This is a genomic window from Bradyrhizobium elkanii WSM2783, from assembly GCF_000472865.1.
GTDB lineage: Bacteria > Pseudomonadota > Alphaproteobacteria > Rhizobiales > Xanthobacteraceae > Bradyrhizobium > Bradyrhizobium elkanii_A.
Genome location: NZ_AXAP01000078.1, coordinates 1 through 12769, shown reverse-complemented (window position 1 = coordinate 12769; position 12769 = coordinate 1). Strand labels below are relative to the sequence as shown.

General features: G+C 64.2%; 13 protein-coding genes and 1 pseudogene. 12 read left to right on the top strand and 2 right to left on the bottom strand.

Going from position 1 to position 12769, the window contains the following annotated elements; all coding sequences use genetic code 11:
- Nucleotides 1–37 precede the first annotated feature (37 nt).
- From ctaD to YY7_RS0139190, 7 genes are all read left to right on the top strand, one after another.
- Complete coding sequence (gene ctaD, locus YY7_RS0139220; protein ID WP_028167938.1) at nucleotides 38–1648, top strand: cytochrome c oxidase subunit I; 1611 nt, start codon at nucleotides 38–40, stop codon at nucleotides 1646–1648.
- Nucleotides 1649–1716: 68 nt separating this feature from the next.
- Nucleotides 1717–2652 carry a heme o synthase gene (locus YY7_RS0139215; RefSeq protein WP_028167937.1) on the top strand — a complete coding sequence of 312 codons (936 nt, stop codon included), beginning with the start codon at nucleotides 1717–1719 and terminating at the stop codon, nucleotides 2650–2652.
- Nucleotides 2653–2670: 18 nt separating this feature from the next.
- Nucleotides 2671–2835 carry a hypothetical protein gene (locus YY7_RS0139210; RefSeq protein ID WP_028167936.1) on the top strand — a complete coding sequence of 55 codons (165 nt, stop codon included), beginning with the start codon at nucleotides 2671–2673 and terminating at the stop codon, nucleotides 2833–2835.
- Nucleotides 2836–2847: 12 nt separating this feature from the next.
- Nucleotides 2848–3489 carry a cytochrome c oxidase assembly protein gene (locus YY7_RS0139205; RefSeq protein ID WP_028167935.1) on the top strand — a complete coding sequence of 214 codons (642 nt, stop codon included), beginning with the start codon at nucleotides 2848–2850 and terminating at the stop codon, nucleotides 3487–3489.
- Nucleotides 3490–3538: 49 nt separating this feature from the next.
- The gene (locus tag YY7_RS0139200) at nucleotides 3539–4435 is read left to right on the top strand and encodes a cytochrome c oxidase subunit 3 (protein ID WP_028167934.1); all 897 of its coding nucleotides are present in this window, start codon (nucleotides 3539–3541) and stop codon (nucleotides 4433–4435) included.
- 74 nt (nucleotides 4436–4509) lie between these two features.
- The gene (locus tag YY7_RS0139195; RefSeq protein WP_035692114.1) at nucleotides 4510–4899 is read left to right on the top strand and encodes a DUF983 domain-containing protein; all 390 of its coding nucleotides are present in this window, start codon (nucleotides 4510–4512) and stop codon (nucleotides 4897–4899) included.
- Nucleotides 4896–5663, top strand: coding sequence for an SURF1 family protein (locus YY7_RS0139190; RefSeq protein ID WP_028167932.1), 768 nt, complete (start codon nucleotides 4896–4898; stop codon nucleotides 5661–5663). The genes YY7_RS0139195 and YY7_RS0139190 overlap by 4 nt, the downstream gene beginning before the upstream one ends.
- Before the next feature lie 24 nt (nucleotides 5664–5687).
- Here the strand turns inward: YY7_RS0139190 and YY7_RS0139185 are convergent, their stop codons facing one another.
- Entirely contained in the window at nucleotides 5688–7019 is a 1332-nt protein-coding gene (locus YY7_RS0139185) for a histidine kinase (protein ID WP_028167931.1), read from the bottom strand.
- Between the two features lie 82 nt (nucleotides 7020–7101).
- On the opposite strand from YY7_RS0139185, the gene YY7_RS0139180 reads away from it, so the two are divergent.
- The 5 genes from YY7_RS0139180 to YY7_RS0139160 all read left to right on the top strand — a co-directional run bounded on the left by YY7_RS0139180 (nucleotide 7102) and on the right by YY7_RS0139160 (nucleotide 12449).
- Nucleotides 7102–7746, top strand: coding sequence for a response regulator transcription factor (locus tag YY7_RS0139180; protein WP_028167930.1), 645 nt, complete (start codon nucleotides 7102–7104; stop codon nucleotides 7744–7746).
- Between the two features lie 505 nt (nucleotides 7747–8251).
- On the top strand, nucleotides 8252–9670 hold the full coding sequence (gene thrC / locus YY7_RS0139175) for a threonine synthase (protein ID WP_028167929.1): 1419 nt from the start codon (nucleotides 8252–8254) through the stop codon (nucleotides 9668–9670).
- Nucleotides 9667–10956 carry a M16 family metallopeptidase gene (locus YY7_RS0139170; RefSeq protein ID WP_028167928.1) on the top strand — a complete coding sequence of 430 codons (1290 nt, stop codon included), beginning with the start codon at nucleotides 9667–9669 and terminating at the stop codon, nucleotides 10954–10956. Before thrC ends, YY7_RS0139170 begins: the two co-directional genes overlap by 4 nt.
- A gap of 152 nt (nucleotides 10957–11108) precedes the next feature.
- Entirely contained in the window at nucleotides 11109–11696 is a 588-nt protein-coding gene (locus YY7_RS0139165) for a GNAT family N-acetyltransferase (protein ID WP_028167927.1), read from the top strand.
- A gap of 102 nt (nucleotides 11697–11798) precedes the next feature.
- A complete protein-coding gene (locus YY7_RS0139160; protein ID WP_245287571.1) occupies nucleotides 11799–12449 on the top strand; it encodes a hypothetical protein in 651 nt (216 codons plus the stop codon).
- A 139-nt stretch (nucleotides 12450–12588) separates the two neighbouring features.
- Here the strand turns inward: YY7_RS0139160 and YY7_RS54315 are convergent.
- Nucleotides 12589–12769 (bottom strand): annotated as a pseudogene (locus YY7_RS54315) (IS5/IS1182 family transposase); the annotation flags it as partial.

Here is a 12769-nt window from a genome sequence, read left to right as displayed (position 1 = left end):
AAAGGTCCAAAAGGGAATTGGCTTAAGGATCTAGGACATGGCAACAGGCGCAGCGACACACGATCACGCCCATGATGATCACGGCCATCCGACCGGATGGCGCCGCTATCTCTACTCCACGAACCATAAGGACATCGGCACGATGTACCTTATCTTCGCGGTCATTGCGGGCATCATCGGGGCTGCGATGTCGATCGCGATCCGCGCCGAGCTGATGTATCCGGGCGTGCAGATCTTCCACGAGTCCCATACCTACAACGTGTTCGTGACCTCGCACGGCCTGATCATGATCTTCTTCATGGTCATGCCGGCGATGATCGGCGGGTTCGGCAACTGGTTCGTGCCGCTGATGATCGGCGCGCCCGACATGGCGTTCCCGCGCATGAACAACATCTCGTTCTGGCTGTTGCCGGCCTCTTTCGCGCTGCTCCTGATCTCGACCTTCGTCGAGGGCGAGCCGGGCGCCAACGGCGTCGGCGCCGGCTGGACCATGTACGCGCCGCTGTCGACCTCGGGTCATCCGGGGCCGGCGGTCGACTTTGCGATCCTGTCGCTGCACCTTGCCGGTGCCTCCTCGATCCTGGGCGCGATCAACTTCATCACCACGATCTTCAACATGCGCGCACCGGGCATGACGCTGCACAAGATGCCGCTGTTCGTGTGGTCGATCCTGGTGACGGTGTTCCTGCTCTTGCTGTCGCTGCCGGTGCTCGCCGGTGCCATCACCATGCTGCTCACCGACCGTAACTTCGGCACCGCCTTCTTCGCGCCCGATGCCGGCGGCGACCCGGTGCTGTTCCAGCACCTGTTCTGGTTCTTCGGCCATCCTGAAGTGTACATCCTGATCCTGCCGGCCTTCGGCATGATCAGCCAGATCGTCTCGACTTTCTCGCGCAAACCGGTGTTCGGCTATCTCGGCATGGCCTACGCGATGGTCGCGATCGGCGGCATCGGCTTCGTGGTGTGGGCGCACCACATGTACACGGTCGGTATGTCGTCGGCGACGCAGGCCTACTTCGTCGCCGCCACCATGGTGATCGCGGTCCCGACTGGCGTGAAGATCTTCTCCTGGATCGCCACGATGTGGGGCGGCTCGATCGAGTTCAAGGTGCCGATGATCTGGGCGATCGGCTTCATCTTCCTGTTCACGGTCGGCGGTGTCACCGGCGTCGTGCTGGCGAATGCCGGCGTCGACCGCGTGCTGCAGGACACCTACTACGTGGTGGCCCACTTCCACTACGTGCTGTCGCTGGGCGCCGTGTTCGGCATCTTCGCAGGCTGGTACTACTGGTTCCCGAAGATGTTCGGCTACATGTACAGCGAGACCATCGGCAAGCTGCACTTCTGGTTCACCTTCATCGGCGTGAACCTGGTGTTCTTCCCGCAGCACTTCCTCGGTCTGTCGGGCATGCCGCGCCGCTATGTCGACTATCCGGACGCGTTCGCCGGCTGGAACCTGGTCTCCTCGGTCGGCTCCTACATCTCCGGCTTCGGCGTGCTGATCTTCATCTACGGCGTGATCGACGCCTTCGTCCGCAAGGAGCAGGCGGCCGCCAACCCGTGGGGCGCCGGCGCCACCACGCTGGAATGGACGCTGTCCTCGCCGCCGCCCTTCCACCAGTTCGAAGTGCTGCCGCGCGTGCAGTAAAGGAAACAGTGACGCGCCCTTAGGGGCGCGTCACGCTCTCTGCTTGATTTTAAGGGAACGAGACCATCGTGTCGGTTGTCGATCACAATGCCATCGAGTTGCCGCGGATCTCCGAGGCCGAGGTCGGCGACTACATCGCGCTTCTGAAGCCGCGGGTGATGTCGCTCGTGATCTTCACCGCGCTGGTCGGCCTGATGATCGCGCCTGGTCACGTCCATCCGGTGCTGGCCTTCACCTCGATCCTCTGCATCGCGGTCGGCGCCGGCGCCTCCGGCGCGCTGAACATGGCCTATGAAGGCGATATCGACGCGTTGATGACGCGCACTGCCAACCGGCCGATCCCACGCGGCCGCATCACAAGTGGAGAAGCCACCGCCTTCGGCCTGACGCTGGCGTTCTTCTCGGTGATGACGCTCGGCATCCTCGTCAACTGGGTCGCGGGCGCGCTGCTGGCCTTCACGATCTTCTTCTATGTCGTGATCTACACGATGTGGCTGAAGCGCTGGACTGCGCAGAACATCGTGATCGGCGGCGCCGCTGGCGCGCTGCCGCCGGTGGTGGCCTGGGCGGCGGCAACCGGCTCGTTGTCGATCGAGCCCGTGCTGTTGTTCCTGATCATCTTCTTCTGGACCCCGCCGCATTTCTGGGCCCTGGCGCTGTTCCGCAGCGACGACTACGCCCGCGCCGGCGTGCCGATGCTGCCCGTGGTCGCCGGTCCCGACGCGACCCGGCTGCAGATCCTGCTCTACACGATCGTGCTTGTCGCGATCGCGGTCGCGCCGTGGCCGCTCGGCTATTTCGATGCGGTCTATGGCGTCGCCTCGCTCCTGCTCGGGTCGGGCATGCTCGCCCTCGCGGTCGACGTCTATCGCCGCCGCGAGGGCAAGGAAGCCAATCGCGCCTGCCGCAAATTGTTTGCTTTCTCCATTTTTTATCTGTTCGCGCTGTTCGCGACCTTGCTGGTCGAGGTTGCCTTCCGCACCGTTGCATCATGGGTCGGGTAGGGAGCGCATGAACACGCAATGGATGACAAACGCGAGCAAGAAGGAATTGTCCTTACCGAGGCGCAGCTCAGGAGCCGCCGCCAGCGCTCGATCGCCATTGCGCTCGCGCTCGGTGTCCTGGTCGTGCTGTTCTTCGCGGTCACCCTGGTCAAGGGTCCGGCCGTCCTGGTGCGGCCGATCTGAGATGTGATCGAGATGGCGCAAGAGACGACCACGCCCAAGCAGTCCGGCACGAGCCAAAAGGCGTCCCGCCGCACGCTGACGCGTGACGCGGTGGTTGCCGCGATCTGCGGCTTCGTCGTCGTGCTGATGGTCGGCGCGTCCTATGCGGCCGTGCCCTTTTACAACTGGTTCTGCCGCGCCACCGGCTTCAACGGCACCACCCAGGTTGCGACCTCCGCGCCGGCGGAGGGTCCGCTCGCCCGCAAGATCGAGGTTCGCTTCGATGCCAATGTCGCGCCGGGCCTGCCCTGGAAGTTCGAGCCCGAGCAGAACGAGATCGAAGTCAGGATCGGCGAAGTCGTCACCGTCTTCTACACGGTGACCAACCAGTCGGCGCGGGCGACGACGGCCCAGGCGGCTTACAATGTCGCGCCGCTGACGGTCGGGGCCTATTTCCAGAAGATCAACTGCTTCTGCTTCACCGAGCAGACCCTGGCGCCCGGCGAGAAGCGCGAGATGCCTGTCGTGTTCTATGTCGATCCGGCGCTGGTCGCCGACCGCGAGAACGACAGCCTGAAATCGATCACCCTGTCCTACACTTTCTATTCCGTGCGCGATCCGGTCCCGAAGCCAGTGGCCTCCGGCGAGCAGGACAAGCGCAAGGGCAATCTTTGAATTTCTGAGACGAATACGTGCCTGACGGCACGCGAACGGAGAGACTGCAATGGCTGAGGCGCACGTCAAGCATCACGATTACCATCTCGTCGATCCGAGCCCCTGGCCGGTGGTCGGCTCGATCTCGGCCTTCATCATGTGCTTCGGCGCCATCGGCTGGATGCATCACATGTTCACGGGCGCGCCGATCGTGTTCGGCATCGGCGTGATCGGCGTGCTCTACACCATGGCGAGTTGGTGGGGCGATGTGATCCGCGAGGCCCAGTACAAGGGCGACCACACCCGCGTGGTGCAGCTCCATCACCGCTACGGCATGATCCTGTTCATCGCCTCCGAGGTGATGTTCTTCGTCGCCTGGTTCTGGGCGTTCTTCAACGCCGCGCTGTTCCCGGCCGATCCGGTCCATGCCGCCCGCGACGCGATCTTCGGTTGCGGCGCCGGCACCGCCGCCGGCGCCTGCGCCGTGCCGGGCACCTGGCCGCCGCACGGCATCGAGACCTTCGATCCCTGGCACCTGCCGCTGCTCAACACGCTCTTGCTGCTCACCTCCGGCACCACGGTGACCTGGGCCCACCATGCGCTCTTGGAAAACGATCGCCAGGGCCTCAAATACGGCCTGATCCTCACCGTGCTGCTCGGCGCGGCCTTCACCTGCGTGCAGGCCTATGAGTACGCCCATGCGACGTTCTCGTTCGGCGGCAATGTCTACGGCTCCGTGTTCTTCATGGCGACCGGCTTCCATGGCGCCCACGTGATCATCGGCACCATCTTCCTCCTGGTCTGCCTATTCCGCGCCTATGCCGGCCATTTCACGCCGAAGCAGCACCTCGGCTTCGAGTTCGCCGCCTGGTACTGGCACTTCGTCGACGTGGTCTGGCTGTTCCTGTTCATCTGCATCTACGTGTGGGGCCGCGGCGCCGAAACCATGGCGCACGCCGCGCACTAACCCGCCGTGACGTGCTACAAGGGGCGGCCAGATGGCCGCCCTTTTGCTTTCGCGAGTAAAGATCGAACGACTTGATGCCAGCCGACACTCCCCCGACGGTCACCGAGAGCGCGCTCCGCGGCATCGCCTGCCGCTGTCCGCGCTGCGGCAAGGGCAAGCTCTATGCGGGTTTCCTCACGCTGGCTCCGCGCTGCGAGAGTTGCGGGCTGGATTATGCCTTCATCGATGCCGGCGATGGGCCAGCGATCTTCATCATCATGCTGGCCGGCGCGATCGTCGTTGCCTGTGCGCTGATTGTGGAGGTCAAGTACCAGCCGCCGTTCTGGGTGCATGCGGTGCTCTGGCTGCCGCTCATCGTCGTCGTCACGTTGCTGCCGCTGCGTTCGATGAAATCGCTTTTGATCGCACTCCAGTTCCACCACAAGGCGGCGGAGGGCCGGCTGATCAAGCGCGAGCAGAAATGACCGCAGCATCCACGCAACGGCGCGGCGCCGCCGGCTTCGGCATTTTCACGTTGATCCTGGTTGTGGTCTTCACGGGCCTCGGGATCTGGCAATTGCAGCGCCGGGTCGAGAAGCATGCGCTGATCGCGGCCCTCAACGAGCGCCTGACGGCGGCGCCCGAAGCGCTGCCGCAGCCTTCGCAATGGGCCGCGCTACGTCCGGTGAGCGACGAATTCCGCCGCGTCACCTTCACTGCAACCTATGCGAAGCTGCCGGATGCGATGGTATTCAGTTCTGGCTCCGCGGTCCGCGATGACATTTCTGGTCCCGGCACCTGGGCGTTTCTGTCGGCGCGCCTGCCTGACGGCGAGATCGTCGTGATCAATGCCGGCTTTGTGCAGAACACGATGCAGGATCGTGCCCAACAGGATCGCGCGGTCGCGCCGCTGATCACGGGCGAACCGGTCAAGCTGAGCGGCTATCTCCGCTTTCCCGAGGGGGCCGGCTCGCTGACGCCGAAGGAAAATCCGGCAAAACGCCTGTGGTTCGTCCGCAATCATCTCGCGATGGCGAGCGCGCTCGGCTGGGGCGAGGGCGGCAAGGCTGTCGCGCCCTTCTACATCGATCTCGAGTCGCCCGTGCCCGACAGCGGCATTCCCAAGCCGGGACCGCTGAAGGTCAATCTCAAGGACGACCACATGCAATACGCCATCACCTGGTTCACGCTGGCCGTGGCGGTGCTGATCGTCTTCGCATTGTGGTTTCGCGGCCAACGTCGCGCGTAGATCATGCCGCGCCGAGCGCGGCTATCAGCCAAGCGCGCTGTCGCCGACCGGCAGGAGGCAGCGCACGATGGTCCGTCCGTCTTCGCGCACCAGTTCGAGCGTGCCGCTCAGCGCGCGGGCCCGTTCCTGCATCCCGGTCAACCCGCGGCCGAAGACGGAGTCCTTGGGAAGGCCGATGCCGTCGTCCGATACCTCCACGATCAGCTCCGCAGCCTTCATCGAAGCCTCCACGGTGACCGAGCGGGCTCGGGCATGGCGCAGCACGTTGGTGATGCTCTCCTGGATCACGCGATAGACGGTCTGCGAGAGCAGACCCTCGATCGCATTCAGCCTGCCGTCGATATGCGAGACGAGCTTGAGCCCGGGCGCTTGCGCGCGCGCATATTGCAGTAAGGTCTCGATGCTTTTTTCCAGCCCCAAGTCCTGGATGTAGAGCGGCCGCAGCCGGTCGAGGATGCGGCGGTTGGCCTGCTGCAGCGCTTCGACCGATTGCAGGATGCCGTCGACGGAGGCCGCAAGTTGCAGGTTGCCATGCGGGAGAGCTTCGAGCAGCGCAACCGCTTTGGCGCGAATGCCGAACAACAGCGGTCCGAGCTCGTCGTGCAGTTCGCGCGCCATATCGCGCCGCTCGTCATCCTGCAGCGAGACGATCCGGCGCAGCAAACCTCGATTGTCCTGGCTCAGCAAGCTCAGCGTGCGGGCAAGTTCGTTGGCTTCCTCGGCGCTTCGGCGGATCTCCGGCGGGCCCGACGGGGGGATGAGCTGCTTATAATCACCCCCGCGCATGCGGGTGAGGCCTTCGCCGAGATCCTGCAGGGGACGCAGCACGGCGCCGGAGGTGAAATAAGCGATAGCGCCGGTGAGCAGCGTCAGCGCAACCACGGAGAATGTGATCGCAACAAAGCCGATCCATTTCTCGAAAATATCGGCCGACAGGTCGGGCGAGAAAATGATCTCACCGACCTGCTTGCCTTCGATCCGGACGGGGAACGATGCGCCCACCTCCGGTATCGTGAGCAGGTCCACGAACCATCGCGGCACCCGTCCGATCGGGGTTTGCACCTCGACCCGCGGCGGCGGGTGGCTTGCACCGTCCCGATGGAAGCGGATGGCTTCGGAGGTGCCGAGCGCCTGCGCAAAGGCATCCAGCGTCGCTTGCGGATTGGCCGAGGTCCGAAGCGCGCTGTTGAGCGCGTCGGCAACCACCCTGGCCGAACGTGCGGCCGGTGCGCTCTCGTCCGACAGTTGCTCCGGCACGAAAAGCTTCAGCGAAACCGCTCCGATCAGGAGCGCCGCCACGAACATGATACCGAGCGGAAGGAAGAACCGCGTTCGGAGCGAACATTTTTTCCACATTTGGATAATTCTAATTCGCTCCGGTGGTTTTTTCTTTTCACCGGTTCCCGGGGACCTATGTTCTGGATACAGAATGCAAGTGATGCAAGATACGCCGAAACCGGCCACAAGAATATTGATTGTCGATGACCACCCGGTCGTGTTGTCCGGGTGCCGGTCGCTGTTCGCTTCCGACAGCTCGGTGAAGATCGAGGAAGCCACCGACGCCAAGTCGGGACACCGCGCCTATGTCAGCAAGAAGCCTGATGTTACGGTCATCGACATCAACCTCCCGGATGTTTCCGGGTTCGAGTTGATGCGCCGGATCCGCAAGGAGGATCCAGAGGCCAGGATCATCATGTTCAGCATGAACGACGATCCGGCCTTCGTCGTGCGCGCGGTGGAAGCAGGCGCCCAGGGCTATGTTTCAAAGACCGACGATCCCAGGGTGTTCGTGAAAGCCGTCCGCAAGGTCGCGGCAGGGGACAATTACATATCGCCGCACCTTGCCGAAGCCGTGACCTTTTCGGGCGCCGCCATCAAGGCCAATCCGGCCTCGCTGATGTCGCCGCGCGAACTGGAAATCCTGCGGCTGCTTGGCCGGGGCGACAAGATCGGCGAGGTCGCCGCGGCGCTCAACATCTCCTACAAGACCGTCGCCAACACCACTTCGCTTCTGAAGCAGAAGCTGGGCGCCAAGAGCCATTCCGACCTGATCCGTATCGCCGTCGAAATGGCGTTGGGCTGATCCTCACCGCCTGCGGAACTGGTCGCGCCCGAAGGCGCGACCGTTCCCATCGCTTGCATTCGCTTCTGCCGGGGCAATTCGGGAACAGCAGGGCGGTGCAGGCGATTCCTAGAGCTTCTGATCCAATGTGCCGGAGCGTCGGCCGCGCCGCTGATCGCTGCTGCGCTGGCCTCAATGGCGGACATAAACGGGAAGAAACGGCAATAGTTCCGACGCGCCAGAGATCGGCGAGCGATCGAGTCTTGCCGGTCGTGCACCACGGGCCTGTAGAAAGGTGCGAGAAAGAAAGAACCGCACCGCGCCAGCGATGGACTAGCGCATCCAGCGCGCTTGACGGCGCACCTCCGTCTAGCCTGCCGTGCTTTGCGGCAGCGCCGCACAAGAAGCGGTTTCCCCTTGGCACGAAAACCCTTTATGGTGGCGCTTCGGGTCCGCGCAGCGAGAACTCGATAAATTCCATGATATCAAGGGCTTAAGGTAAAGGCTTGAGCCTTTGGAGGGCGGTTTGACGCGGTATGTTTCGACCCGGGGAGAGGCCCCGGTTCTTGGTTTCTGTGATGTGATGCTGACCGGGCTTGCCCGCGACGGTGGCCTGTACGTGCCCGAAAGCTGGCCGGTCCTGTCGCGCGAAACCATCGCCGGCTTCTTCGGACGGCCCTATTGGGAAGTCGCGGTCGACGTCATCAGGCCGTTCGCAGGCGGCGAGATTTCCGATCCCGATCTCGGTCGCATGGCGAACGAAGCCTACGCGACGTTCCGCCATCCCGCCGTCGTGCCGCTCGACCAGATCGGCCCGAATCAATTCCTGCTGGAGCTGTTCCACGGCCCGACGCTGGCGTTCAAGGACGTCGCGATGCAGTTGATCTCGCGGCTGATGGATCACGTGCTGGCGAAACGTTCACGGCGCACCACGATCGTGGTCGCGACATCAGGCGATACCGGCGGCGCCGCGGTCGAGGCCTTTGCCAATCTCGAAAATGTCGACCTCGTCGTGTTGTTCCCGCAAGGGCGCATCTCCGAGGTGCAGCGGCGGATGATGACGACGACCGGCGCCGCCAACATCCATGCGCTGGCGATCGAAGGCACCTTCGACGATTGCCAGGCGATCGTGAAGGGGCTGTTCAACCATCACGACTTCCGCGATGCGGTGTCGCTGTCAGGCGTGAACTCGATCAACTGGGCACGGGTCGTGGCGCAGGTGGTCTACTATTTCACCTCGGCGGTCGCGCTCGGCGCGCCGGAGCGGACGGTGGACTTCACGGTGCCGACCGGGAATTTCGGCGACATCTTTGCGGGCTATGTCGCCAAGCGCATGGGCTTGCCGATCCGATCCTTGCGGATCGCGGCCAACGTCAACGACATCCTGCCGCGCACGCTGAAGACGGGCATCTACGAGGTCCGCGAGGTTCACGCCACGACCTCGCCGTCGATGGACATCCAGGTGTCCTCGAATTTCGAGCGGCTGTTGTTCGAGGCAAGCCGACGCGACGCTGACAGTGTGCGGCGGCTGATGGATTCGCTGAAGCAGTCCGGCCGCTTCGTGTTGCCGGCTGCGATGTTGGCTGCGATCCGCGAGGAGTTCGACGCAGGCAAGGCGGACGAGACCGAGACTGCGGCCGCGATCCGTGCCGCCTGGCGCGAGGCCGGGGATCTGGTCGATCCCCACACCGCGGTGGCGCTGGCGGTTGCCGACCGCGATAGCGCCGATTCGAGGATTCCAAATATCGTGCTGTCGACCGCGCATGCGGCCAAGTTCCCCGATGCGGTCGAGGCCGCCTGCGGAGTGCGACCGCAATTGCCGGCCTGGCTCGACGGATTGATGACCAAACCCGAACACCTCAAGGTGATGAAAAGCGATCAGGCGGAAGTCGAAAAGTTCGTATTGTCGGTGAGCCGCGCCGCCAAGCAGGGAGTAACCGGATGAGCGTTGAGATCACCAAGCTGCCGTCCGGATTGACCGTGGTCACCGACACCATGCCGCATCTGGAGACGGCCGCGCTCGGCGTGTGGGCCGGCGTCGGCGGACGCGACGAGAAGCCGAACGAGCACGGGATCTCCCACCTGCTCGAACACATGGCGTTCAAGGGCACGACGCGCCGCTCCTCCCGCGAGATCGTCGAGGAGATCGAGGCCGTGGGCGGCGATCTCAACGCCGGCACCTCGACCGAGACGACGGCCTATTACGCGCGCGTGATGAAGGCGGACGTGCCGCTGGCGCTCGACGTGCTCGCCGACATCCTCGCCAATCCCTCTTTCGTGCCGGATGAGCTCGAGCGCGAGAAGAGCGTCATCGTGCAGGAGATCGGTGCGGCGCAGGATACGCCCGACGACGTCGTGTTCGAGCACCTGAACGAGCTCTGCTACCCCGACCAGCCGATGGGCCGCTCCCTGCTCGGCACCGCCAAGACGCTGAAGGGGTTCGACCGCGACATGCTGCGCGGCTACCTCGCAACGCATTACCGCGGGCCCGATATGGTGATCTCCGCCGCCGGCGCGGTGGACCACAAGCGGATCGTCGAAGAGGCAATGCAGAAGTTCGCAAATTTCGACGCGGCGCCCGCGCCGAAGCCGCTGGCGGCGATGTTCGGCAAGGGCGGTTCCCGCGTCGTGCACCGCGACCTCGAACAGGCGCATCTGACGCTGGCGCTGGAAGGCGTGCCGCAGACCGACCTGTCGCTGTTCTCGCTGCAGGTGTTCACCAACACGCTCGGCGGCGGGATGTCGTCGCGGCTGTTCCAGGAGGTGCGGGAGAAGCGAGGACTGTGCTACTCGATCTACACCTTCCATGCCCCCTATAGCGACACCGGCTTCTTCGGCCTCTACACCGGCACCGACCCGTCGGATGCGCCGGAAATGATGGAGGTGATCGTGGACGTGATGAACGAGGCCGTGGAGACTCTGACCGAGGCCGAGATCGCGCGCGCCAAGGCGCAGATGAAGGCGGGGCTGCTGATGGCGCTGGAGAGCTGTTCCTCCCGCGCCGAGCAGTTGGCACGCCATGTGCTAGCCTATGGCAGGCCGCTGACGGTGGACGAACTGGTCAGCCGGATCGATTCGGTGAGTGTCGAATCGACCCGCAATGCCGCCCGTGCGCTGCTCGCGCGCAGCCGGCCGGCGGTGGTGGCGCTCGGCAGCGGTAGAGGTCTGGACACCGCGGTGTCTTTTGCGGAAGGATTAACCCAGTCGAAGGCGAAGACGCTCCTGCACTAGGGCATGATCCGGAAAAGTGGTCTCCGGTTTTCCGAAGAGATCATGCCCAAACGGAAGGGCATGATCCGGAAAAGTGGAGACCGGTTTTCCGAAAAGATCATGCCCTAAAAGATAGACCGGCAGCCCGCTAGCGGGCAGGGGAGTTCAAGGGCATGGCCCTGTTTCGTTTGCCATCCAGCGGACCGGCTGCACTGATGCCGCGCGGTCATGGCCTGCTGCTACGCGCGCCGCAAATGGCTGACTTTCCGCAATGGGCGCAGCTGCGCGAATCGAGCCGCGCCTATCTCACGCCTTGGGAGCCGATCTGGCCGTCCGATGATTTGACCCGTTCCGGCTTCCGCCGCCGCCTGCGCCGCTACGCCGAGGATATCGCCGCCGACCGCTCCTATCCCTTCATCATCTTCCGCGAAGTGGACGGCGTGATGGTCGGCGGCATCACGCTCGCCAATGTCCGCCGCGGCATCGTGCAGGCCGGCACCATCGGCTATTGGGTCGGCGAGCCCTATGCGCATCGCGGCTACATGACCACGGCGCTGCGGGTGCTGTTGCCTTCGCTGTTCGGCGAGCTCAATCTGCACCGGATCGAGGCCGCCTGCATCCCCTCCAACGCGCCCTCGATCCGCGTGCTGGAGAAATGCGGCTTCACCCGCGAGGGCCTGGCGCGGCGCTATCTCTGCATCAACGGCATCTGGCAGGATCACCTGCTGTTTGGCCTGTTGCATGAGGATTTCCGGGGCTAGCCCTCGGGTTCCTGGCGCCTCGGTCGCGCCTTTGCTAGCGCCTTGGGTTCGCCGCCATTGCGCTGCTATAACGCCGCGGGAAATGGGATGGCAGGGATTCTCATGGCAAGACATCGTGTGATCAGAGCCGCGATCGCCTCTGTGGTGGCGACTGCGCTTGGTTGCGGCACCCTGGCCGCGCCGGCGGCGGCACAGTCATTGACCGATCGCTTCAAGAGCCTGTTCGGCGGCGGCAAGTCCGAGGAGCAGCCGGCTGAGAAGCCGCCGGCGCCCGCCGGGGGCCAGAGCAGCGAATCGGACGTCCTCTGTCCGCCGGTGGCGATCCGCTCCGGTGCCTCGACTTACGCGGTGGGGGCGCCCGGCAAGGAACCGGTCGGCAGCGACCTCAGGTTCCAGGCGACGATCACCCGCACCGCCCGCGAATGCGCGCTCAATGGCGGCGACATCACGGCGCGGATCGGCATCCAGGGCCGGATCATCGTCGGTCCTGCCGGCGCCCCGCCGACCGTTCAGGTGCCGCTGCGCGTCGCCGTGGTGCAGGGCGGCGTCTCGGAAAAGACGATCGCGACCAAGGCCTATCAGACCACAGTGACGATGGGCGAAAGCGGCAGCGAGCCCTTTACGCTGGTGGCTGAGGATCTGACCTTTCCGGCGCCGTCAGCCGACGTTGCCGAGAACTACATCTTCTACATCGGCTTCGACCCGCAGGCTCTGAAGCCCGAGCCAAAGCCGAAGGCGGCGAGGAAGAGGTAGCGGAGGGCTGCGTTGAACGACGGCCGTAGAGCCTGAGAACCAATTCGGTTTTCGGGTAGACGGCATCCGAAGTAGCGGATGTTGAAGACCTCGACGGTGGAGCGGGGCGGGATTTGCGCGCCGCTATGGTTTGGCGCAGCTATGGGTTGGCGAGGCGATGTCCCTGCAGGATGTTGTTGGTGAGGGCGTACCAGAGCACGACGGCTCGGACCTTTTCGATGCCGCGCACCGTCAATTGCCTGAGGTCCCAGTTGCGCCAGCGGGCATGGATGCATTCGCAGATCGAGCGGGCCTGGTACTGTGCCTTGCCGGCGTCACTG